The sequence below is a fragment of the Streptomyces roseolilacinus genome (assembly GCF_014649335.1).
Classification (GTDB): domain Bacteria; phylum Actinomycetota; class Actinomycetes; order Streptomycetales; family Streptomycetaceae; genus Streptomyces; species Streptomyces roseolilacinus.
The window spans coordinates 58,219-82,317 of record NZ_BMSV01000009.1; the positions used below are offsets into that span (position 1 = coordinate 58,219).

The 24,099-nt window shown below is 71.7% G+C and carries 13 protein-coding genes and 1 pseudogene; 9 read left to right on the top strand and 5 right to left on the bottom strand.

Features of this window, described 5'->3' with window-relative positions; translation table 11 throughout:
• Positions 1-410: 410 nt before the first annotated feature.
• Positions 411-947, bottom strand: coding sequence for an HNH endonuclease (locus tag IE106_RS21715; RefSeq protein WP_189536667.1), 537 nt, complete (start codon positions 945-947; stop codon positions 411-413).
• 236 nt (positions 948-1,183) lie between these two features.
• On the opposite strand from IE106_RS21715, the gene IE106_RS21720 reads away from it, so the two are divergent.
• On the top strand, positions 1,184-2,299 hold the full coding sequence (locus tag IE106_RS21720; RefSeq protein ID WP_189536670.1) for a mechanosensitive ion channel family protein: 1,116 nt from the start codon (positions 1,184-1,186) through the stop codon (positions 2,297-2,299).
• 64 nt (positions 2,300-2,363) lie between these two features.
• On the opposite strand, the gene IE106_RS21725 is transcribed toward IE106_RS21720, so the two are convergent.
• From IE106_RS21725 to IE106_RS21735, 4 genes are all read right to left on the bottom strand, one after another.
• On the bottom strand, positions 2,364-2,660 hold the full coding sequence (locus tag IE106_RS21725) for a hypothetical protein (RefSeq protein ID WP_189536672.1): 297 nt from the start codon (positions 2,658-2,660) through the stop codon (positions 2,364-2,366).
• A gap of 616 nt (positions 2,661-3,276) precedes the next feature.
• Entirely contained in the window at positions 3,277-3,612 is a 336-nt protein-coding gene (locus IE106_RS31015) for an ankyrin repeat domain-containing protein (protein ID WP_229840669.1), read from the bottom strand.
• 104 nt (positions 3,613-3,716) lie between these two features.
• Entirely contained in the window at positions 3,717-10,298 is a 6,582-nt protein-coding gene (locus tag IE106_RS21730) for an RHS repeat-associated core domain-containing protein (protein ID WP_189536673.1), read from the bottom strand.
• A gap of 138 nt (positions 10,299-10,436) precedes the next feature.
• Complete coding sequence (locus tag IE106_RS21735) at positions 10,437-14,135, bottom strand: LamG-like jellyroll fold domain-containing protein (RefSeq protein WP_229840673.1); 3,699 nt, start codon at positions 14,133-14,135, stop codon at positions 10,437-10,439.
• 386 nt (positions 14,136-14,521) lie between these two features.
• Between IE106_RS21735 and IE106_RS21740 the strand changes: the two genes are divergently transcribed.
• The 8 genes and pseudogenes from IE106_RS21740 (at position 14,522) to IE106_RS21775 (ending at position 24,099) form a co-directional block, all read left to right on the top strand.
• Complete coding sequence (locus IE106_RS21740; RefSeq protein WP_373295970.1) at positions 14,522-15,682, top strand: ROK family transcriptional regulator; 1,161 nt, start codon at positions 14,522-14,524, stop codon at positions 15,680-15,682.
• A gap of 320 nt (positions 15,683-16,002) precedes the next feature.
• Entirely contained in the window at positions 16,003-17,343 is a 1,341-nt protein-coding gene (locus IE106_RS21745; protein WP_189536677.1) for an ABC transporter substrate-binding protein, read from the top strand.
• Between the two features lie 5 nt (positions 17,344-17,348).
• Complete coding sequence (locus tag IE106_RS21750) at positions 17,349-18,269, top strand: carbohydrate ABC transporter permease (protein WP_189536678.1); 921 nt, start codon at positions 17,349-17,351, stop codon at positions 18,267-18,269.
• A 6-nt stretch (positions 18,270-18,275) separates the two neighbouring features.
• Positions 18,276-19,106 (top strand): annotated as a pseudogene (locus IE106_RS21755) (carbohydrate ABC transporter permease); the annotation flags it as partial.
• Between the two features lie 32 nt (positions 19,107-19,138).
• Entirely contained in the window at positions 19,139-20,401 is a 1,263-nt protein-coding gene (locus IE106_RS21760; RefSeq protein ID WP_189536985.1) for a 6-phospho-beta-glucosidase, read from the top strand.
• Positions 20,392-21,489, top strand: coding sequence for an N-acetylglucosamine kinase (locus IE106_RS21765; RefSeq protein ID WP_189536683.1), 1,098 nt, complete (start codon positions 20,392-20,394; stop codon positions 21,487-21,489). Before IE106_RS21760 ends, IE106_RS21765 begins: the two co-directional genes overlap by 10 nt.
• Before the next feature lie 232 nt (positions 21,490-21,721).
• A complete protein-coding gene (locus tag IE106_RS21770; protein ID WP_229840675.1) occupies positions 21,722-23,059 on the top strand; it encodes a GlnX family signal transduction membrane protein in 1,338 nt (445 codons plus the stop codon).
• Between the two features lie 20 nt (positions 23,060-23,079).
• Entirely contained in the window at positions 23,080-24,099 is a 1,020-nt protein-coding gene (locus IE106_RS21775) for a glutamate ABC transporter substrate-binding protein (RefSeq protein WP_229840677.1), read from the top strand.

Genomic DNA, 24,099 nt, shown 5'->3' on the forward strand with positions numbered 1-24,099 from the left:
GGCGCGGGTGCCGGTGTGGGGCGCGGGCGTCGCGCCGAGCGCGGGTGCGGGGCGCGGGTGCCGGTGCGGGGCGCGGGCGTCACGCCGGGCGCGGGCGTCACGCCGGGCGCGGGTGCCGGTGCCGGGTGCACGGGCACGGCCGTCCGCGTCCGGCGCACCGGCGGCACCGCGTCCCGGCGGCCCTCCCGTCCGCGGGCACGACCGTGCGGCCCGGCGCGCCGCGTGGGCACCGGGCCGTTCCGGTCCGGGCCACCGGGCCACCGGACCGCCAGGCCGTTCCGCCCGAGCCACCAGCCAACCGGGCCGTTCGGTCCGGGCCGCCGGGGACGCCCCGCCGTGCGCGGGTCGGCCCGCCGTCCGCCGTCCCGTTCCGGGTGGCGGGCCGGCCCGTGGACGGCGGGGCCCGGAGGTCAGGCCGAGACGCCGTCGATCCGGGCCAGGGCGTCGTCCGCGCCGTACGGCTCCAGATAGGGCAGCCAGCGCGGGTCCCGGTGCCCCGTGCCGATGATGCGCCAGGCGAGCCCGGTGGGCGGCGCGGGCGGCTGGTGCAGCCGCCAGCCCAGCTCGCGCAGGTGCCGGTCGGCCTTGACGTGGTTGCAGCGGCGGCAGGCCGCCACCACGTTGTCCCAGGCGTGCTTGCCCCCGCGGCTGCGCGGGATGACGTGGTCGACGCTGGTTGCGACGCCACCGCAGTACATGCAGCGCCCGCCGTCACGGGCGAACAGTGCCTTGCGGGTCAGAGGAACGGGCCCCCGGTAGGGGACCCGTACGAACCGCTTCAGCCGTACGACGCTGGGGGCGGCCATGGCTCGGGTCGCGCTGTGCATGAAGGCGCCGGACTCCTCGAGGCACACGGCCTTGTTCTCGAGGACGAGTACGAGCGCGCGTCGGAGCGGTACGACGCCGAGGGGCTCGTACGACGCGTTGAGGACCAGGACATGCGGCACGGATGCCTCCTTGTACGCCGGCGGCGCGTGGCTCGCGCCGGGACGATCTGCTCTCAGTCTCTCCTCATGCCAGGTCGAAGCGCCACCACGTGGGGGTAACGGGCTGGAGGTGTTTTCGACCACAGGGTGCTCATCCCCACATGAGACAAGGCTCTCCCTCGAACACGGCGACGAACCCGGTGGCTCCCCCCGTTTAATGGAAGAGACCCGCCCGTGATGCCAGGAGGTTCCCCGCCGTGCTGTGGTCGGCCCCGCCCGCTGTCCCCTCCCCCGACTCCGACCCGTCCCCGACGCCCGCGACCCCCGTGTCGCTGGACGAGGCCGCCCGCCAGGCCGGCGAGGCCGCGGGCTGGGTCGAGCAGAACTGGGCCACGTGGGTCAACACCGGTCTGCGCATCCTGCTGATCATCGCCATAGCGGTCACGCTGCGCTTCCTGATCCGGCGGGCGCTGACGAAGCTGATAGACCGCATGAACCGCAGCGCCCAGGCCGTGGAGGGCACGGCGCTGGGCGGGCTGCTGGTCAACGCCGAGCGGCGCCGCCAGCGGTCGGAGGCGATCGGCTCGGTCCTGCGCTCGGTGGCGTCGTTCCTGATCATGGGCACGGCGGCGCTGATGATCCTCGGCGCCTTCCAGATCGACCTCGCGCCGCTGCTGGCGTCGGCGGGTGTGGCCGGTGTGGCGATCGGCTTCGGCGCGCGCAACCTGGTCACCGACTTCCTGTCCGGCGTCTTCATGATCCTGGAGGACCAGTACGGCGTCGGCGACTCCATCGACGCGGGCGTCGCCTCCGGCGAGGTCATAGAGGTGGGCCTGCGGGTGACGAAGCTGCGCGGCGTGGACGGCGAGATCTGGTACGTCCGCAACGGCGAGATCAAGCGGATCGGCAACCTGAGCCAGGGCTGGGCGACGGCCGGCGTGGACGTCACGGTCCGCCCGACGGAGGACCTGGACGAACTGCGGGCGCTGATCGAGGGCGTGGCGAGCGAGATGGCCGCCGAGGAGCCCTGGAACGAGCGCCTGTGGGGCCCCATCGAGGTCCTGGGCCTGACCGAGGTCCTGATCGACTCCATGACGCTGCGGGTCTCGGCGAAGACGATGCCGGGCAAGGCGCTGGGCGTGGAGCGGGAGATCCGCTGGCGCGTCAAGCGCGCCTTCGACGCGGCGGGCGTCCGCATCGTCGGCGGCCTGCCGCTGCCCGCCGAGGACGCCCCGGCCCCCGACCCGACGGCCGCCGTGGCCGCCCCGTCCGCCTTCGCCTCCCCGACCACCCCCCAGTCGATGGCGGCGACCCCGCTCCAGCAGCCGTCGATACCGCAGCCGTCGACGGGGCCGAACCTGTCGAAGGGCTGACGCGCACACAGACGAAGGCGCCCCGCACCGGTCGGTGCGGGGCGCCTTCACGTGTCGGTACGGGTCACTGCGGTTCCGGCAGGACGTGCTGCATGACGTAGTGCGCGTTCATGGCACCCGTCCACAACCGCAGGGACTTCACCGCGCCCGCCAGGGCGTGGGCCGCACCGGAGCTCCCACCCGGATCACCGCCGACGGTGAGGGCGCCGCCGTCCACCCGCACGCGCATGAACACCGTGAGCGGCTTGAAGGTGTCCACGGCGGTCCGGGCGGTCTCCGCATACTCGCGCGGGCGCTGCCCCTCAGGAGCGTCCAGCAGGAGCGCGCGGTCCTGGTCTCCCCACCGGCGACGGGGGACCACGCGTTGCCCTCGGTATGGAGGACGGCGTCGCGGCGCTCCCCTCCTTCACCGGTGTCCGTGGCCATGGCGGCCGTCGCGGCGACGGCCAGCCAGCGTCCGACGCAGCTGCCCGGCAGGTATGCCGGACGACGAAACTGCAAAGATCCCCCTGAGGCCATAAACCGTATTTGGAGGCATGAATTACTGCAAAATCGACCGTGGTGATAAACGAACCTGACCCATGCCAATTCGTCATCACACTTGCATCCCGCGCCACATGCCGAGCGTAACACCATGATCCACACTGTCGCAGTTGGCAGGCTTAGGCTTGGGCAATAAATTGACCAACTAAACCTCTCTGACAGGGGCCCAGCAAAGGGAGGCAAGAGGACAGCATACTGCGCGTGAAACCCGAATTTACTTCTGCTCCAAGCGCATCTTCGATCCGATGAGCACGGATACCATTCATACATGATTTTAAGCAGCCCAATACGCATATCACCCTGAACGGCCGGACTCTCACGCCGACCATGGTCAACCAGGGCGGCCTGACAGAATCGCATTACACCTGCGATCTCTTGATGCACCGACAGGCCCTGCACCTCATAGAGCTTCACCTCTCAGGGCAGGAGAAAGACTATCGCGCTTTGGCAAGGTGCGCTTGGAGCAGCCCTTCGGCCATTGTGTGACCATGCCTCCTTGCAACCTCCGTCGGTGTACGACCAGCGGGATCGACCAATTTAGGGTCGGCACCGAACGCTAGCAATACAGCCGTGGTATGCACCGTCAGCGGATGGCCACTTTGCACTGCGCCATCACCTTCAGCGTCGATGGCGTGAGTAAGTAGGGTCATGCCCTGGCAAGTCTCGTTGGGGTCGGCTCCCTGCGACAATAGGCGCGCCAACAGCTCCGCATCCTCGTTCTCGACTGCGGCGTGCGCAGCTGTCCAGTAACCTTCCCATTCACTCATCATGGGGGGATTTAATCACCTTACAGCAGTGAGCGCAAAGACCCAGGGGAAAATTTTACGATCACCAAAAAGAGACGCCGGAGGCCAATCAGGCCCCCGGCGCCACGTCAACCCCGTCCGGAAGTATAATTTATCCTAATGTTGGGGAACTGCTCTGCGAACTGACCTATGACTGACGTGCACGATGGGCACGCAGGCTGTGATGAATGCATTGTCAACGACCCCCGAACTCGCGAAGGGGCGCCGATTTGATTGGCAACATAGGTCAGCATGGCATACTCAGTGTCGTAATTCCGGTTATTATTCCCACCGACGTTGCTCGGCGTGAATCGCTGAGGATTCTGCGGAGAACCCACAACAGGAACGAGTCTAGCGTGCCCCGGCCGCTCTCCGCTTACAGAGAGCAAGAGCCGAGGGCTAGAACCCGGAATTACCAACTCCCCCGCAAGAGCAGATCTTTTCTTACCTGCCACTCCCGCAGAAAAGAGCTTTTCGACCTCGTTGCGGAGCATCCCGCCATTCGGCTTAACGCGCGGCGCCGGCCTGTGAGAAAAGATGGCCGCACCAAGCCCAGGGATCAGATAGCTGTCAGCGCTAACGTCATGCCCTTGACCTGCAACCCAAGTGTCGTACTGGGCCCCGTAGTTGCAGCCTGGCGCACCAGCGCCGCCATGCCAACAGTCGCCATCTGCAAGCCAGCCGAAAAGCTCCGAGGTATACGCGAAGTTACGGCCCAATCCATACACGACCGGACTAACCGGATCGTCCTGCGGAGCCAGCGTGTTGTATACCTCATCGCCACCGCAACGCGTCAGGAGCCCCGCGCCCACACATTGGAGCCCACTGTTGCCACTCCCTCCATCGTTGGAAGTGGTTCCTGACGTGTCGCCCGTCGCGGGGCTGTCACCGCCGCCAGTGCCGGGTATCCTGTCCGGCTGGCCGCTCCTGCCGCCACCAGGGTTCTGAGGGCATGGGATGTCATGCCCCTTACCGCAGGGCAGCTTCATGCCGGTCGGGTCGGCGTTGGCCACCGGGTTCTGGGCGCCGTAGGTGTAACCGTTCAGGGTCTGGTGGATCTCGAGCTGGAGGACCGGGTCGATGCTGATGAACAAGCCGGTCGACGGGTCGTACTCGCGGGCGCCGATGTGGGTGAGACCCGTACTCTTGTCCGCCGGCTTGCCCAGGAAGGACTTGTCGTCCGGCCAGGTCGGGGCCGTCGGGCCGCGCTGGGCGCCGAAGGGAGTCGTGTAGCGCTTGGTGACGGCCATGGTCGTGGCGTCGAGGGCCACACTGCCCGTGCCGTGGTGGTCGGCGGCCAAGTAGCTGAGCTTGCTGTCGGCGACGCCCGCCGTGGCGGTGCGGACCGCGATGGTCTTGCCGGCCGCCGTGTAGTAGCGGGTGCCGGAAAGGGTCTTCGTGGTGCCCTTCGTGGTGAGGCGGACCTCCGTGGAGCCGAGGTAGAGGATCGTGTCACCGTCGCCCGTGGCGCGGCGGATGAGCAGTTCGCCCGAGGCGTCGTACAGGTAGCTCGTGCCCAGGGCGGGCTTGGTGCCGGCCGCCGGTTCGGTCGTGCCGACGAGCTTGCCCTCGCTGTTCCAGGTCAGGGTCTGCTGGGCCTGGGCGCCGGGGCGGCTGGTGGTGTTGCCCGCCTTGTCGTAGGCGTACGTGGCGTTCTTGGCACCGGTCGTCTTGGCGAGCGGGTGCGGCTGGGCGGCCGCGGTGCCGTAGGCGTACGTGGTGGTCTTGTCACCGGTGGCCGCGTGCTCGGTCTCCGTCGCGCGTTGGCCTGCGGCGTTGTAGGTGTAGCTGTGCCAGTACGGGGCGGCGCCGTCGATGTTCGCCATGGTGCGGCCGGTGGCGGCACAGTCGGCCGTCCGAGGGGTCCAGGCTTCGCTGAGGCGGCGGTGGCCGTCGTAGGCGAAGCACTGGTAGTCGGCCTTGGTGGTGCCGCCTTGGGTGGTGGCGTCGAAGAGGGAGGTGACGTTACCCGCGTCGTCCTGGGTGTACTGCAGCTCCTGCGGCATGTAGGAGTGCACCGTGTCGGTGACGTACGAGCGGGTCAGTCGGCGGGTGCCGGTCTCGTAGTCGTAGTTGAGGTAGGCCTTCTTCGTCGTTTCGGCCGAGCTGGTGCCCAGGGTGAGCTGGCGCACGTCGCCCTGCGGGGAGTACGCGGCTCCGAGGAGGTACCCGGTGCCGCTGGCCACCTTCGTCTCCTGCCCCAGTTCGCCACGCGTGATGGTGACGGTCTCCGAGCCGAGTCCCGCCACAGCGGGCATCGTCGAGCTCAGGACGGAGCCGTCCAGGCCGTAGGTGGTGGAAGAGGACAGCGTCGCAGGCACACCGGCGGCGACGAGCGGCTCACCGGCCGGAAGGACCATCTGGCTGCCAGTGGGCTGGTACAGGGCGTTGTAACCGGTGACCTTCTGGGTGTAGGCCTTGCTGGTGGTCTGGTTGACGCCGTTCTCGTAGCGGATCGAGCTGTCCGGCTGCCCCTTGGCGAGGGTGTCGTATGTCCAGGCTGCGAGTTTGGTGGCGTCCGTCTTGGCACCGTCCCACAGGCCGGTCTTCCGGCCGAGGACGTCGTACTCGGTGACCAGGCTCTTGCCTCGGGAGTCCGCACTGCGGATCGCCTGGTCGAGCTCGTTGTAGGCGGTGGTGGCGGTGCCCTTGTCCGGGTCGGTCGCGCTGGTTTGGCGGCCGAACAGGTCGTAGGAGTAGCTCCACTTGGTCTGGTCCGGTCCGGTGACCGTGGCCTGGCGGCCGCCGGGGAGATACGCGTACGTGGTGGTGGTGTGGTTCGAACCCTCCGGCTGGGGGCCGCCGTACTCGCGGCGCTCCGTCGTCTGACCGAGGGCGTTGGTGACCACTGCCGTGGCCTGGCCGCCGGCCGGGGCCGTGGTGGTGACGGTGTCGCCGGTGTAGGCGGTTTCGGTGGTCCACCGGGGAACGTTGAGGGCCTTGGTAACCGACTTGACGGCGCGGCCCGCACCGTCGTAGGTGACGTCGGTCTGCGTCGGGGCCTGCCCGCCGTCCGTGGCGACGAGGCCACCGGCCGGGTCGTTCTTCGCGTCCCAGATGTCGGCGGAAGTGGTGACCGCCAGTCCCCGCTCGTCGTACAGCGTCTCACTGATGATCCGCCCACCCGCGGGCGAGGGGGTCTGGACCTGGCGGGGCCTCAGGAGCGAGTCGTAGATCTCGTACGTGGTGTTGTAGGTGCCGCCGTGGTTTCCCCTGATGGTGCTGGTGGAGACCCAGGGAAGGGTGTCGCCGGAGTTGGTGATGTTGTAGGCGTAGGTGTAATTCGGCGGCTTGCCGAGTGACTTGTTCAGGTTGGGCAGCCACACCTTCGTCACGCGGCCGAGGGCGTCGTACTCGGTGTACGTGCTCCTGCGGTTCGCGTCGGTGACCTTCGTGGCCGCGCCGGTGGCGAAGTCCAGGAGGGTGTCGGTGGAGTGACCCTTCGCGTTGGTGACCTTGGTGGCGGTCAGCGGGCCGGTGCCGGCCGGGGTGTAGACGGTGGTCGCCGTCACCGTGTCGTTGGTGTCCATGACGGTCAGCAGGCGACCGAGGTCGTCGTACGTCATCGTCGCCGTCTTCTGCCAGACGGGCTGGTCGTCGATGCCGTATCCCCGGGCGCGGCCGGTCCACTGCGCCTGGCCCTTCGTGGGCGACTGGGTCGCCGACCAGGTGGTCGAGTCGTAGGCGGTGGCGGTGTCGGAGATGACGTCGCCGGGGCGGCTGGAGTCGGCGGGCAGGTCCAGCTGGTCATCGGGTACGCAGGCGCCGGCCGTGGTGCGCGTGCGGGTGACCAGCTTGTTGATGCCGACGGCGTTGTTGCGGGCGTACCAGGTGCGGGTGCACGTGTCGTCGGTCTGGACGGCGTTGTCGCCCTTGTCGTGGACCTGGTAGGCCATGCCATAGGCGTCGTACAGCGTCTCGACCGTGCGGACGCGGTCACGGGCCGGCTGGCTGGTCGTGATGCGGGTCCGGCTGTGTGTGGTCGACGTGCGGACGAAGTGGGCCTCGGTGTCGGCGTACGACTGGTGCTGGGTCGCCGTGCGCTTGGACCAGGGGTCGTTGACCTGGCCTGACACCTCCGCCTCGCCGTTGTAGGTGACGGACTCGCGGGTGAAGCCCGCGTACTGCGCCGAGTCGGTCAGGGCCGGGGCGGCGATGCCGGTGACCGTGGCGGTCTTCCGCTCGGTGGGGTGCGGGGTCTTGCCGTCGGGGCCGAGGACGCGGTCGCCGTTCATGCCGCGCAGGTAGACGGTGACGGTCTTGGAGCGGGTCTTGCCGACGACGCCGGTGTGGTGGGTGACCTTGCCGAAGCCGCGCCAGGTGGACCAGGTGCGCTCCTTGGCGGGGGTCATGGGGTCGTTGTTGTAGTGCCAGGCTCCGCCGCCGTCGTAGGTGTAGGTGTGCTCGACGGGCGGGGAGGAGCCGAGTCGGTCGCTGGTGGTCACCGAGCTGACCGGGTACTTGTGGAACCAGTCGAGGGTCGGTTCCTCGGCCCCGTTGGGCGACCAGTAGACCGGGTAGCAGCGGCGGGTGTTGGTGTCGACCTTCGGCTTGGTCTGGGAGGCGAGGCAGTCGGCCTGCTGGTAGTTGACGATCGTCCGCGCGCCGGTCTCGGAGGTGATCGTGTACAGGCGGGGCTTGTTCAGCGGCAGGATGTCGTCGCTGGCGCCGTCGACCCGGTTCGCCCGGAACTCGTGCGCGAAGGTCACCGGCGGCAGTGTGATGGCGGTGCCGCGCCGGCCGGTCTGGCGGATCTCGTCGAGCCAGAGTGCCTGGTCGGTGGAGTCGCCCGTGTCACCCGGATCGAGGTAGGTCTGCTTCAGGCTCCAGGAGTCCACCGGCTCGTAGGCAGGCGTGGCCGCGGCGGCGTTCCACGCCTCGGTGGTGATGCCGGTCATGCGCTTGCGGGTGTAGAAGGCCGGGCCGGTGTTGCCGGTGCACTTCAGATCGGCCTTGCACTCGGCGTCGAAGGGGACGTCGGGCCAGTTGTCCCGGGTGTCCTCGGTCAGCGAGTCGCAGCCGGTGCCGGAGGCGACGCAGCGCTCGGCGTAGTCGAACAGCACGCGGTTCGAGCCCGCCGGCAGTGCGAACAGGGTGTCCGCTCGCTGGCCGTAGCGGATCTCCTTCAGGATGCCGCCGCGGACGTACGGCGTGCCCGTGTTGTCGTCGCCGAGCATGTCGTAGTGGTTGTGCTCGGCGGCGTACCAGTACGACATGGCGTTTTTGTGGGTGTCCTCGACGTAGTCGAGGTTCCAGCGCCATGCCTGCTTCTCGGCGCGTCCGGAGAAGCTGCCGCTCTGCGTGTAGCCGGGCTCTCCCTCGTCGTCGCCGAAGACGGGCACGGTCCACACGGACTGCGTCGCCTGGGTGGTGGCGCCAGGCAGCTTGTTCAGGCCGAAGTGGTACTTGGTGCCGTCACCGGTGATGACGGTCCAGTACTCACGGTTGTCGTCGCCGTTGTCGGCGCCCTTGGCGTCCGAATGGTGCAGGACGGTGGAGGCGTCGTCGTTCTTCAGGCGCCACTGGCCGCTGACGTCGTCCTTGACGAGTTCGGTGGCATGGCCGTTGAGGACGAGGGAGGCGTTCTCGTACTTCCAGCACAGGTCGTTCTTGTCGTCCTGGCCGTCGTCGTCGCACGAGCCGTACTTCCGCTCGATGTAGGACGACGGGATGTCGAAGCCCTCACCGATCGCAGTGCCCTGGTTGTTGGTGGACGCCGTACGGCCGTCGATGCTGCCCGAGTCGTAGGAGATCTTCAGGTCGGGCTTCGGGCCGGCCGCCGACGGCGGGACCCGCAGGGGGTACGACCAGGTGAAGGTGCCGGACGAGCCGCCGGCCTCCCAGGTGGAGGACGCGGCGAGGGGCGTGGCCTTGTAGTCGCCCGAGCCCGACTTGGTGCCGGCGGCTACGGCCAGCACCATCGTCTGCGCTGCTGCGGGAGCCGATGCCGCGCGGGCGGCACGGGCCGGAGCGGCCCTGAAGGCCAGGTCCGTCTTCAGCTGCTCGGAGCGGCGGTCGTTGGTGAAGCGCAGCGGCGTGCGGGTGCGGCACGCGGCGCTGGCGGGGGCGCTGAGCGCGCAGCCGGGCAACTGCGCGAGCTGGAGACGCCCGGCCCAGTCGCCGCCGTAGGCGGAGGCGAAGGCGGAGTAGTCGAGGGCCAGGCCGGAGGTGCCGCCCTGGGCCGGGCCGGTGACCGACAGGACCAGACCCTTGACGCCGAGCTCGGCGGCGCGCTTCTGGTCGAGGACGGTGACGGTGACCGACTCGGCCGCCTTTCCCGCCTTGCCGCTCCTGGTCAGGGTGATCGGGAGGCCACCGGGCGCGGCCTTCGCTTCACCCTTCCCAGGGAGCCGCAGCGTGGATGCGCCGGCGGTCGGCCAGGCAACGGACCGGGATCGGTCCTTGGCCGCCCGCTCGGTCGCCCGACGGTCGGCTGCGGCGGCCCGCTGGAGGGTCTCGGCCGTCCGCTTGTCCACCTTGGCCCTGAACGGGGAGACCTCGGCCGATTGTGGTGCCTCGAGTTTGCGCAGGCCCAGCGGCGCGATGTCGTCGGCCCAGGCGGGGACCGTGAGGAGGCCGGGTACGAGGGTCAGACCGGTGAGTGCGGCGATGTGCCGCACCAGCCATCTGCGCCTACGTCTGTCATAGGCAGCGTTCACAGGTGATTTCATCGATCTTGTCCGTCTTCATGAGAGATGCTGTCTGAGTGCCGGAAGGTGCGGTACGTGCGCCCTTCGCCCATCACCGGCGGAAAGTGGGTCCGGGTGGCCCGGGGCGACGTGTCGCCCCGGGCAGTGGTGTGCGGGAGGTCAGACGTCGCCGGGGTTGCCCAGCACCCTGCCGTTGATCTGCTCCTGGTTCATGGCACCGGTCCAAACACGGAGGTCACCGATCGCACCAGGCAGGTGGTGACCCGTGGAGCCGTCCGCCGAGCCTCGACCGCTCGACAGCGCGCCCGTGCCCTGTGCCGGTGAGCTGAAGGCCGTCGGATCCGATGGGGCCTGGGGCATGGCGTCGAGGTAGAGGCCCAGATCGCCGAAGCCCGACTCCGTCTCTTCCAGGTGGTCGTGGATGCCCGTGATCTGAACCCAGGTGTCGAGCTCCGCCGACCCCTCCGAGGACGCCACGGCCTCATGCGTGACCTTGCCCGCGGCGTCGACGGCGGTGCGGCCGAAGCGCCACAGGTAGCCGTCTGCTGAGACCTTCTCCACCCACAGCGCCCAGGACGACTCCCCACCCGCGGGGGTGGCCTGGCCGAGGATGTAGGAGCGGGAGCCGACCGGTCGTGTCGCCAGCTTGGCGCTGTCCAGCCGCACCCGGGCGGACACCGTGAAGGATCCGGTCTCGTCGATCACCGGGCCGGTGGCCTGGGCGTACCCCTTGGTGCCGTCGAGGCGGAGTTCCTTCCCGTCGTCGCCCTCGGCCAGCTGCGCGCCCTCGGCGGACAGGGCCAGGGCGGGCTTGCCGTAGCCGCTGGACTCCGGGATCTGCGTGCCGGACGCGCCCTCGGCGTTCCAGTGGGCGGCCAGTTCGACGGCCGGCGCCTCGAGCGTCTCCGTCTCCCTGCCTCGTGACTCCTCGCGGACCTCGTCCGCGTTCAGCGCCCGCTGCCAGACGGCCGTCTCGTCGATGTACCCGCGGAAGTACTGCTGGTAGGCGCCGGTCGCCTTGGTGCGGCCGATCTGCAGGCCGTCGGTGGACGTCCACGGCACGTACGCCGGGGCCGCTGCGGACAGCTTCACCGGCTGCCCCTGGGGACGGCCGTTGACGAACAGCTGGATCGTGTCGTCCGCCTTGTCGGTGTTCCCCTTGGTGTCGAACACACCGGCCAGGTGCGTCCAGACGCGGGCCGGGCCGGTCGCGTCGGCGAGGGAGACGACGTCCGCCGTCGAGGCGAGGTCCTGCGCGCCCCGGTTGAAGGCCCACTTCCGGTTGTTGGCGGAGTAGTACAGCGTGAACGCGCTGTCCTGGGTGCCGGACGAGGACAGGACGACGCGGTTGGACGCCGTGTCGGTCAGGTACGCCCAGGTGGACACGGTGAAGGAGTCCCGCGTGTTCACGGCGGGGCCGGTCGTGGCGGCGTACGCCTGCTGCTTGGCCGGGTCGGTGCTGTTCAGGTTGAGCGAGTGGTCCCCGGGGCCGCGGCGGGCGCGCTCGGACCAGGTGGCGCCGCCGGACAGGGTCGCGTCGTGGCGGACGGTGCCCTCCGTGGCGGTGTCCTTGGTCGTGGTGCTCGTCGTCGTGCCCGCCGGGCGGTCGGCGAACTGCCACCGTCCGACGGCCGTCTGACCGGGAGCGACCTTGAAGACGTACTCGGCCTTCTCCCCGTAGCGCTCCCGCACGTCCCTCGCCTCCACGGTGAGCACATGGGTGCCCGCCAGCCTGGGCGTCACGGACTGCGCGGCCGGTGAGCCGCCGTTCACGGTGCTCGCACCGGTCTGGGTGATCAGCCGGTACCGGTAGCCGGCGATGTCGGTGGCGCCGGTGGTGGCGTTCACGTCGGCCGGATTGGGACGGAAGGTGAACAGGCCGGGCTGACCGGGTGATCCCGCGCCGGGGCAGTCGTTGGGCAGGCACGGGACGTACGGGCCGTTGCTGGTGATCTGCGGGGCCTTCGGGGCCGTGATGTCGGTCTTGAAGTAGCACCACGGGGTGTAGCCCGAGGACATGGAGGACGTCTTGCCCTCGAGGGTCCAGTAGGAGCGCGTCTGCATGCGGACCCGGTACATGATCTGGTCGGCCCGGTACGACATCTCGACGGTCTCCAGGTACCCGTCGGGCCGGAAGCTGGGCGACAGCGCGTCCCAGGTGTGGATCCACTTCCCGGTGGCCGGGTCGTAGCGCTCGGCGTCGAAGTAGGCGTGCAGGGAGCCCTTGAACGCGGTGGACGCCGGCTGCACCAGGGTCTGCGTACCGGCCTGGACGCGCGGGGTGGAGTCGGTGACGATCAGCGGGTCCCCGATGTGGGGGTTGCAGTACCGCATGGTGCCGTTGCCGGGGACGACCCCGTACGGGCTCGGCAGGCCCGGCTTGGGCACGTAGTTGATCTGCAGCTGGGCGTTGTCGTCGAACCGCTTCCAGGCGTCCGGGTTGCCCTCGTCCGTGGCGCGCAGCATCAGCGTGAGCCGGGAGAACTTGCCGTTCGCGAAGGAGCGCACGGTGGAGGTGAGGTTCTCGTCGGTCTCGGCGGGGTTGTCGTGGAACTCGATCCACGAGTCCGGCTGCTCGGGGTCGCACGCGGTGCCGCGGCCGGCGGACACGTCGCGGTCGCCCATGAGGTCGAGTTGCGCCGGGCCGGGCCAGGTGCTGCCCTCGGAGATGTTGTTGGTGCGCCACAGGTCGATTCCCTGCGGGTTGCAGGAGAACGACCACGTCTCGTAGGCGCGGAACACCGCGTCGACCACGTGCTTGCCCGCCAGGTTGGTGGGCGCGAACTCGAAGTACATGCGGTTGGTGTGGTACTTGTCGCAGTACCAGGGGCCGAGGCGGCTGCAGTTGCCCACGCCGTGGTCGCCGTCGAAGTCGTAGAACCGGTCGCCGTCCGACGACAGCACGGTCCGCTCGGCGAGCGCCAGGCCCATCGGCGGGTCGATGTAGACGGGGAAGACGGTGTTCTCGCCCCGCAGGAGCTTCAGGTCCGGCTTGACCGTCACCGTGTCGGCCGCGACCGTCACCGGCAGGGTCGCGCTGACGTCGCCCGGATCGGGGTGCGCGGTCTCCTTCCGGGTCGGCCCGTCCGCTTCCCGTCCGGTCGGCGCCGCGGCCGGGGCGGCGGACAGCGTCTGCGGCTGCGGGCCCTGCGGGGCGTCTCCGGCGGAGTCCCACATCTGGCCGGCGGGTCCGGCGAAGACGGTGTTCCCGTCCTCGTCGAGGGCCCGCATCCCGCCGCCGGCGCCGGGCGCCACGTCCAGTCCGTCCTCGACGACGGTGAGCGCGATGTCCTGGAGCGCGGGGTCGGCGGCCGCCTCGGGGGTCTTGACGACCAGCACCTCGCGGTAGCCCTCGGCCGTCGCGGTCATCTGGAGGTCCGTGCCGGGGAACACCTCGGCGTAGGTGGCCGTGGGGCCGTCGAGCGTCGGCTGGGGCAGCGGTCGCTGCCACTGCAGGGTCACCGACCCGCCCCTCCGCGTACCGAGGCGCAGGAGGTCCTTGTCCCCTCCGTCGGAGAACGCCACGTCGGCCACGGCGGCCTTGGGGCCGATCGTGCCGTCGGGGCGCCGCTCCAGGGTGACGTCCACGCTGCGCCACGCGCCGTCATCGCCGCGGACGTGCTGCGGCGTCGTCGACTGCGTCAGCGTGTAGGTGCCGTCCGGGTTCGCCGTCGTCGTCGTGTACTCGGTGCGTTCCGCGACCACCTCGACCGGCTCGCCCGTCTTGGCGGCCCGGACCGACGCGTCGGTCGCGCCGAGCTGTTCGGGCCGCTGCGGCGGCTTCGCGGCCGCGGTGGCGTGTTGTGCCGGGTACACGAAGGCGTTTCCGGTCGCCACCATGGCCAGGCTCAGGGCCACGAGAAGTCCGCGTCCGCCTTGTCTTCGCCTGTGTGCAGGCATGGCTGAGTCACCCCCCAGGGGCCTCCCCAGGCCCCCTTAATCGAACAAACGATCCATTCAGATCACTGTTCGACGCTACGCAGTCACAAACAGCAAGGTCAACGCGTTATCGGCCATGTCACAGACTCTTGCAGGAACCTGACCCTCTGACATTTGCCGCACTTCTTCCCTTGTCCACCCAATAAGGGTGAACGATCGGTTCCGCGCGGATCCCGGTCTTGACGCGGACCGAGGCGGCGCCTACGTTCGGCGGCGACGATAGGAAAGTTTCCTAACAGTGTCGAAAGCTGGTGCCGACCGACGTGACCGGAACCACCCCCGGGACCCCGCGCGTGCTGCGGGCGATGAACGACCGGGCCGCGCTCGACCTGCTGCTGGAGCACGGGCCGCTGTCGCGGGCCCGGATCGGGAAGCTGACCGGGCTGTCCAAGCCGACCGCCTCGCAGCTGCTGGCGCGGCTGGAGGCGGCCGGGCTGGTCGTCGTGACCGGGACGTCCGAGGGGCGGCCGGGGCCGAACGCGCAGCTGTACGGGGTGAACCCGCGCGCCGCGTACGCCGCCGGGCTCGACGTGAACCCGCGGCGCGTGCGGGCGGCCGTCGCGGACGTGACGGGGACGGTCGTCGGGGAGTTCGAGCTGCCGACGCCCCGCCGGGGCCGGTCCGAGGCCGTGCGGCAGGTCACCGAGGCGCTCGACGGGGCGGTGGGGGCGGCCGGGCTGGCCCGGCGGGACGTGCACCGGCTCGTCATCGGCACGCCCGGCGCGTTCGACCCGTCGACCGGGCGGCTGCGGTACGCCTCGCACCTGCCCGGCTGGCACGGGCCGGGCCTGCTGGAGGAGCTGGCCGCCGCGCTGCCGATGCCGGTCGAGTACGAGAACGACGTCAACCTGGTGGCCGTCGCCGAGCAGCGCCTGGGGGCCGCCGCCGGGTACGGCGACTTCGTCCTGCTGTGGAGCGAGGAGGGCCTCGGCGCCGCCCTCGTGCTGGGCGGGCGGCTGCACCGCGGGTTCACGGGCGGCGCCGGCGAGGTCGGGTTCATGCCCGTGCCCGGCACCCCCCTCGTACGGAACGTCGCCAAGGCCGGCAGCGGCGGCTTCCAGGAGCTGGCCGGCGCCCAGGTGCTGCCCCGGCTCGCCCGGGAGCTGGGGCTCGGCGTGCCGTCCGGTGGTTACCCCGAGAGCGCCGTGCGGCTGCTGCGCGCCGCCGCCTCGGAGGACTCCGGCGGGTACGCCCGGCTGCTCGACGCGTACGCCACCGGACTCGCGACCGGGCTGGCCGCGCTGGTCGCGGTGCTCGACCCGGAGCTGGTGGTGCTCTGCGGGGACGCGGTCGTCGCCGGGGGCGAGCCGCTGCGCGAGCGGGTGGCCGCCGAGCTGGCCGAGCTGGCCGCCGCCCGGCCGCGCCTGGTCACCGGCGCCGTGCAGGAGCACCCCGTGCTGCGGGGGGCGCTGGAGGTGGCGCTGGCCGCCACCCGCGACGACGTGTTCGACACCTCCGCGCGATGACGTGACGTCCCGATGACCGTATGGCGTGGTGACCCGATGACCGGATCGCGTGATGACTCGATGAGGCGATGGCGTGGTGACTCGATGACCGGATGGCCCCATGACCGGATGGCGTGACGACTGGATGACATGACGACTCGATGACGCGATGACGCGATGACGTGGTGTCCCGGCGAGTGGATGATCCGCTCCCTCGATGACCCGATGACCCCATGAGCCCACGACCGGTGAACCCCGCACCGCCCGCACGACCCGTACCGCCCGCACGTCCCGCATGACCCGCACGTCCCCGCCGTCCCCCGTCGACAGGAGACACCGCCATGCCCGTGCCCCGCCGGTCCCGGATCCTCCGCGCGGCCGTCGCGTCCCTCGCCCTGGCCGCCGCCCTCGCCGGCTGCACCGGCTCCCCCGCCGGGGGCGCCCAGGACGACCCGAACGCGCCGGTGACGCTCACCTTCTGGCACGGCTGGTCCGCGCCCGCCGAGGTGGCGGCGGTCGACGCGAACATCGCGCGGTTCCGCGAGGCCCATCCCCACATCACCGTCAAGGCCGTCCCCAACGTCACCGACGAGAAGATCCAGCAGGCGCTGCGCGCGGGCGGGTCCGGGGCACCGGACGTCGTGTCGTCCTTCACCACCGACAACGTCGGCATGTTCTGCTCCTCCGGCGCCCTCGCCGACCTCTCCCCCTTCATCGAGAAGTCCGGGATCGACCTGGCGAAGACCTTCCCGAAGGCGCGCCTGGACTACACGCGGTTCGACGGGGTCCGCTGCGCGCTGCCCCTGCTCGGCGACGCGTACGGCCTCTACTACAACAAGGACGCCTTCGCGCAGGCCGGCATCACGGCCCCGCCGCGCACCTGGAGCGAGTTCGACCGGGTCGCGCGGAAGCTGACGAAGCACCGGGGCGACTCGTACGAACGGCTCGGCTTCATGCCGGTCTTCCACGGCTACGAGACCACCCCCGGCCACCTCGCCGCCCAGTGGCAGCCCACCTACTTCGACGCGGACGGCAGGTCCGCCGTCGCCACCGACCCGGCGTTCGCCGCCATGTTCACCTGGCAGAAGAACCTGGTCGCGAAGCTCGGCGGCTTCCGGAAGCTGGAGAAGTACCGCGGCACCTTCGGCGACGAGTGGGGCGCCCGGCACCCCTTCCACACCGGACAGGTGGCCATGCAGCTCGACGGCGAGTGGCGGCTCGGGATGACCGCCGACGCGAAGGTGCCCTTCGAGGTGGGCGTCGCCCCGCTGCCCGTGCCGGACGACCAGGCCGCCGACTACGGCAAGGGCTACCTGTCCGGCACGATCGTCGGGATCGCCTCCACCAGCGCCAAGCAGAACGCCGCCTGGCAGCTGGTGAAGTACCTGACGACCGACACCGACGCCGTCGTGGCCTTCGCCAACGAGCTGCGCAACGTCCCCTCGACCCACGCCGCGCTCGCCTCGCCGAAGCTGCGGCTCGACCCGCGGTTCCGGGTGTTCCTCGACATCGCCCGCCACCCGAGGTCCAACACCACCCCCGCCTCCGTCAACGGCGGCGCCTACCAGGTCACCCTCCAGGAGTTCGGGTACCGGTACGAGTCCGGGCGGGAGCCCGACCTGAGGGCGGGGCTGGAGCGGACCGCCGCGCAGATCGACACCGACATCGCGAAGGCCCGGTAGGGCCCGTGACGACGCGCACCCGCGGCGCGCTGCGGACCGCCGCCTTCCTGTCGCCCTGGCTCGTCGGGTTCGGGCTGTTCTTCGCGTACCCGCTCGCCGCCACCGCCTACTTCTCCCTCACCCACTACGACGGCTTCCGGCAGCCCGTCTTCAACGGCCTGGAGAACTGGTCGTACGTCCTCACCGACTACCCGGCGTTCTGGCCCGCGATGGGCAACACGCTGTGGCTGGTGGTCGTCATGGTGTCCTGCCGGGTCGTGTTCGGGCTCGGCGTCGGCCTGCTCGTCACCAGGATCAAGAGGGGCGCGGGGGTCTTCCGGACGCTGTTCTACCTGCCGTACCTGGCGCCGCCGGTCGCCGCGACCCTCGCCTTCGTCTTCCTCCTCAACCCCGGCACCGGGCCGGTCAACTCCCTGCTGGAGGGCGCCGGCCTGCCCGCGCCCGGCTGGTTCAACGACCCGGACTGGTCCAAGCCCGCGCTGACGGCGCTCGCCGTGTGGGGCGTCGGCGACCTGATGGTGATCTTCATGGCGGCGCTGCTGGACGTCCCCCGCGAGCGGTACGAGGCGGCGGAGCTGGACGGGGCGTCGGCGTGGCAGCGGCTGCGGTACGTGACGCTGCCGGCCATCTCGCCGGTCGTGCTGTTCGCCGTGGTGACCGGGGTCATCCAGGCCATGCAGTACTACACGCAGCCCCTCGTCGCCGGGAAGGTCGCCTCCGGCGCCATCGGCGGCAGCGGCCGGCAGTTCCGGCCCGGCTACCCGGAGGACTCGACGCTGACGCTGCCCCAGCTGGTGCACGACCTGGGCTTCCAGCGCTTCGACTACGGCTCCGCGTGCGTGGTGGCGCTGGTGCTGTTCGCGCTGTCCATGGTGTTCGCGGCGCTGCTGATGCGGCGCGGCGGGCCGCTCGGGGCGGGTGGGTAGCCGATGGCCCCGAGGAAGCGCCTGCTGCACTGGATCGCCGTGCACGCCCTGGGCGTCGCCGCCGCGCTGTTCTTCGTCCTGCCGTTCGTGTTCGTGGGCCTCACGTCCCTGATGAGCGACGAGCAGGCCCTCACCCGGGACCTCGTGCCGGACACCTGGGAGTGGGGCAACTACGCGGCGGTGTTCCGCGTGGAGGGCTTCGCGCTCTGGTGGCGCAACACCCTGCTGTACGCGGGGCTGGGGACGGTGCTGACCGTGGTGTCGTCCGTCCCGGTGGCGTACGCGCTCGCCCGGTTCCGCTTCCGGGGCCGGCGGCTGGTGCTGATGCTGGTGGTGGCGATGATGATGCTGCCGCCGCAGGTGGTGGTCATCCCGATGTACCTCTTCTGGGCGAAGCAGCTGGACCTGTCGGGGAGTCTGTGGCCGCTGATCGTGCCGATGGCGTTCGGGGACGCGTTCTCGATCTTCCTGTTGCGGCAGTTCCTGCTGACCATTCCCGACGAGTACCTGGACGCGGCCCGCGTCGACGGGTGCGGCGAACTGCGCACGCTGCTGCGGGTGGTGCTGCCGATGGCCCGGCCGGGCGTCGCGGCCGTCGCGCTGTTCCAGTTCTTCTACGCCTGGAACGACTACTTCGGGCCGCAGATCTACGCCTCCGAGAACCCGGCCGCCTGGACGCTGAGCTACGGCCTGGAGTCGTTCAAGGGGGCGCACCACACCGACTGGAACCTGACGATGGCCGCGACGGTGCTGGTCATGGCGCCGGTCGTCGTCGTGTTCTTCTTCGCCCAGAAGGCTTTCGTCGAGGGCGTCACGCTGACCGGAGTGAAGGGATGAGGGGACGGGAGATGGCAATGGGGACGGGTGGCATGAAGCTCGTGGTCGTGGGGGGCGGCTCCACCTACACGCCGGAGCTGGTCGACGGGTTCGCGCGGCTGCGCGACACCCTGCCGGTCGGGGAGCTGGTCCTCGTCGACCCGGCGGCGGACCGGCTGGAGCCGGTCGGCGGACTGGCCCGGCGGATCTTCGCCAAGCAGGGCCACCCGGGGAAGGTCACCACCACCGGTGACCTGGAGGCGGCCGTCGACGGCGCCGACGCGGTCCTGCTCCAGCTGCGCGTCGGCGGGCAGGCGGCGCGGCAGCGGGACGAGACGTGGCCGCTGGAGTGCGGCTGCGTCGGGCAGGAGACCACCGGGGCGGGCGGGCTGGCGAAGGCCCTGCGGACCGTGCCGGTCGTCCTCGACATCGCCGAGCGGGTCCGCGACGCCAACCCCGAGGCGTGGATCATCGACTTCACCAATCCGGTCGGCATCGTCACCCGCGCCCTGCTCCAGGCCGGGCACAAGGCGGTCGGCCTGTGCAACGTCGCGATCGGCCTGCAGCGGAAGTTCGCCGCGCTGCTCGGCGTGGCGCCGGCGGACGTGTACCTGGAGCACGTGGGGCTGAACCACCTGACGTGGGAGCTGGGGGTACGGCTGGGCGGGCGCGACGGGGCGGACGTGCTGCCGCGGCTGCTCGCCGAGCACGGCGACGCCGTCGCCGGCGACCTGCGGTTGCCGCGCGGCCTGCTGGACCGGCTCGGCGTCGTCCCCTCGTACTACCTGCGGTACTTCTACGCGCACGACGAGGTCGTGGAGGAGCTGCGCGGCCGGCCGTCGCGGGCCGCGGAGGTCGCGGCGATGGAGCGGGAGCTGCTGGAGATGTACCGCGACCCGGCGCTGGACGAGAAGCCGGAGCTGCTGGCCCGGCGCGGCGGGGCGTACTACTCGGAGGCGGCCGTCGACCTGGCCGCGTCGCTGCTGGGCGGCCGGGGCGCCACGCAGGTGGTGAACGTCCGCAACGCCGGCACGCTGCCGTTCCTGCCGGACGACGCGGTGGTGGAGGTGCAGGCCGAGGTGGACGCGGACGGCGCCCGGCCGCTGCCGGTGCGGGAGCTGGACCCGCTGTACGCGGGGCTGGTCGCGCACGTCACCGCGTACGAGGAGCTGGCGCTGGAGGCGGCGCTGCGGGGCGGCCGGGACCGGGTGTTCCGGGCGCTGCTGGCCCACCCGCTGGTCGGCCAGTACGCGTACGCGGAGACGCTCACGGACCGGCTGATCGCGCACAACCGGGAGCACCTCGCGTGGGCGTGAACGCCACGGCGGCCGTGCTGGCGGTCGACGCGGGCAACAGCAAGACGGACGTGGCGCTCGTCGGCGCGGACGGCACGGTCCTCGGGACGGGGCGCGGCGGCGGCTTCCAGCCGCAGGTGGTGGGGGTCGAGGCGGCGGTCGACGCGCTGGCGGCCGCGGTCGGGGAGGCACTGCGGGCGGCCGGACGCGGGGAGGGCGGGCGCGTGGGGGGCGGACCCGCGGGGGGCGGGGCGGCGCCGGGGCGGCGGGAGCGCGCGGGGGGCGGGGCGGGGGGCGCGGTGCACGTGTCGGCGTGCCTGGCCAACGCCGACCTGCCGGTGGAGGAGGACGAGCTGGCGCGCGCCGTGGGGGCGCGCGGCTGGGGCGCGTCCGTACGGGTGCGCAACGACACCTTCGCGGTGCTGCGGGCCGGGGTGGACGAGCCGCGGGGCGTGGCCGTCGTGTGCGGGGCGGGCATCAACTGCGTGGGCATGCTCCCGGACGGGCGCACCGCGCGGTTCCCCGCGGTGGGGCGCATCTCCGGTGACTGGGGCGGCGGCTGGGGCCTGGCGGAGGAGGCGCTGTGGTACGCGGCGCGGGCGGAGGACGGGCGGGGCGAACCGACCGAGCTGGCCCGGGCGCTGCCCGCGCACTTCGGCCTGGAGTCCATGTACGCGCTGATCGAGGCACTGCACCTGGGTCGCGTCCCGGGGGAGCGGCGCCACGAGCTGGCACCGGTGCTGTTCGCGGTCGGCGCGGCCGGCGACCCGGTGGCGCGGGCGCTGGTGGAGCGGCTGGCGGGGGAGGTCGTCGCGATGGCGGTGGTCGCCCTGGAGCGGCTCGGGCTGCGGGACGCGCCGGATCCGGTGCCGGTGGTGCTGGGCGGCAGCGTCCTGGCGGCCGGGCACCCGCAGCTGAACGGCCGGATCGGCGAACTGCTGCGGGAGCGGGCGCCGGCGGCGGTGCCGCGGGTGGTGGCCGCGCCGCCGGTGCTGGGCGCGGCGCTGCTGGGGCTGGACGACGTGGGGGCGCACGCGGCGGCCGGGGAAGCACTCAGGGCGCACTACGCGCCGGACCGGAACCGGGTGGGGGCGAACCGCGTTGGGTGAGTGGGGGGTTCGAATGACGGTGCGAAGGGGACGCCGGGCACGATAAGTACAAGATCGAGTCAAGCCGGTGTCCTCGCCGCCCCCCTGCGGCCATACTGCTGGCCGGACCGCCGCCTCCCGGCATCCCGGGGGCGGGCGGGCCGGTGCCGGAGACCGAGGGGGAGGTCACGTGTCAGACGCGGGGAACGCGCGACCCGCACCGGCGGGCGCGCCGGCGCCCGCGGGTGTGCCCGTGCCGCCGCCGGACGGGCACGGCGTCCCGCGCGGCGCCCCCCGGCGAGGGGGGCCGGCCCGGCTGCGGGCCGCCGCGGCCACGCCGCCCGGCCGGCTGCGGATCCTCGGCGCCGTACTCGCCCTGCTGGTCGTCGCGTTCGGCGCGGTCACCGCCGTGGAGGTCACCGGCAGGTCGGACGCGGCCGGCGACGTCGTGGGCCGCAGCCAGCCGCTCAGCGCCGACGCCGCGCACATCTACCGCTCCCTCGCCGACGCCGACACGGCCGCCGCCGGCGGGTTCCTCGCCGGGGCGCGGGAGCCGGCCGGCGTCCGGGAGCGGTACGAGGAGGACGTCGCGACCGCCGCCCGCCTGCTGGTGAAGGCGGCGGCGAACACGGACGGCTCGTCCGCGGCGGCCGCCGAGATCACCACCCTCAACGAAGAACTGCCCCGCTACACCGGCCTCGTCGAGCAGGCGCGCGCCGCCGACCGGCAGGGCCTCCCCCTCGGCGGTGCCTACCTGCGGTACGCCAACCAGCGGATGACGACCCGGCTGCTGCCCGCCGCCGAGCGGCTGTACGAGGCGGAGACGGCGCGGCTCGCCGAGGACGAGGGGGACGCGCGCGCGTGGCCCGTGCTCTCCCTCGCGGCGGGCCTGCTCGTCCTGGCCGCCCTCGTCCGGGCGCAGTGGCGCGACCACCGGCACACGAACCGGATCCTCAACCCGGGGCTGCTGGCCGCGACGGCCGCGACGGCGGCGGTGCTGCTGTGGCTCGCCGGGGCCCACACGCTCGCGCGGGCCGGGCTGGGCGACGCCCGCGCCCACGGCCAGGATTCGCTCAAGGTGCTGAACGAGGCCCGGATCGGTTCCCTGAAGGCCCGCGCGAACGAGAACCTGACCGTCGTGGCACGTGGCGCGGTACTCACCGACGACGGCAGGAGCGACAAGTACGCGACCGAGTACGGTGCGGCCATGGCCGGACTGGACCGGGCGCTCGCCGAGGCGCGGCGGCTGGCCGACGACGCGGCGGGCGGCGACCCGGTGGCGGACGCCGCCCACTGGACCGCCGAGTGGCGGGAGCGGCACGCGGAGGCGCGGCGCACGGACGAGGCGGGCGACTACGACGGGGCGCTGAAGCGGGTCATCGGCGGGGAGGCGTCGACGGGCGCCGCGTTCGACCGGGTCGACGCGGCGCTGCGGAAGGCCCTGGACCACGAGCAGGAGGAGTTCACCGGCGCCGCCGGACGCGCCCGCGACGCCCTGGCGGGCCTGCCCGCGGGGGCCGCCGCCCTGGCGGTGCTGGGCGCGGTGGGCGCGGTGGCGGGCGTCAACCGCCGGCTGGCGGAGTACCGGTGACCGGCGGAGGGAGGGGCACGGTGGACGAGCGGGGAACACGCGGCGGCCGGGGCGGGAGGGGCGCCCTGGGCCTCGCCTGCCTGCTGGTGGCCGCCTCGGCCCTCGTACCGCCGCGGCACGGACCGGCGCCCGCGCCCGGCGCGGGCCCGGCGCGGGCGCCGGCCGCGGAAGCCGCCGCGGCCGAGGGAGCCGCGGAGGACTGCACGGACCCGGAGGCGTCGCTGCCGCCGTCCGCCGCGGACGGGCCGACGATCGCCGCGATCAGGGCGCGCGGGAAGCTCGTCGTCGGCGTCGACCAGAACAGCTACCGCTGGGGCTACCGGAACCCCGCCACGGGCACCCTGGAGGGCTTCGACATCGACCTGGCGCGGGCGGTCGCCGCGGACATCCTCGGCAGCCCCGACGCGGTGATCCTGCGCGCCGTGCCCACCAACCAGCGCATCGCCGCGCTGGAGGGCCGCAAGGTCGACCTGGTCGTCCGCACGATGACGATCAACTGCGCCCGGATCAGGCAGGTCGCCTTCTCCACCGCCTACTTCGAGACCGGCCAGCAGGTCCTCGCCGCCAAGGACTCCCCGATCACCGGGTACGACACGTCCCTGGCCGGCAAGCGCGTCTGCTCGGCCGAGGGGTCCACGGCGTACGAGGCGCTGGAGCGCCGGTCGTACGGCGCGATCCACCGCGACGAGCACGACGGCACCCCGCGCGACGCCGACCGGTACACCGTGCCGAACCAGCTGGACTGCCTGGTGCGGCTGCAGGCGGGCGAGGTCGACGCGGTCGTCACCGACAGCGCCCTCGCCGCCGGCCAGGCCGCGCAGGACCCGGCCGTGGAGCTCAAAGGCACCCCGTTCACGACCGAGTACTACGGCGTGGCCGCCCGGTTGGGCCACGACGACCTGGTGCGCCGCGTCAACCACGTGCTCGTGGCGTACCGTGCCGGGCCGTGGGCACGTGCGTACGAGAAGTGGCTCAAGGCGGACCTGCCCGGCATATCCGGGCCGCCCGCGCCCCTGTACCGGACGGAAGCGTCCTCCTGA

Bases quoted from the DNA above. Each gene is read 5' to 3' on its own strand.
- IE106_RS21760 (WP_189536985.1), top strand. From the start codon at position 19,139: ATGAAGCTCGTGGTCGTGGGGGGCGGCTCCACCTACACGCCGGAGCTG.
- IE106_RS21740 (WP_373295970.1), top strand. From the start codon at position 14,522: ATGAACGACCGGGCCGCGCTCGACCTGCTGCTGGAGCACGGGCCGCTG.
- IE106_RS31015 (WP_229840669.1), bottom strand. From the start codon at position 3,612: ATGATGAGTGAATGGGAAGGTTACTGGACAGCTGCGCACGCCGCAGTC.
- IE106_RS21730 (WP_189536673.1), bottom strand. From the start codon at position 10,298: ATGAAATCACCTGTGAACGCTGCCTATGACAGACGTAGGCGCAGATGG.
- IE106_RS21745 (WP_189536677.1), top strand. From the start codon at position 16,003: ATGCCCGTGCCCCGCCGGTCCCGGATCCTCCGCGCGGCCGTCGCGTCC.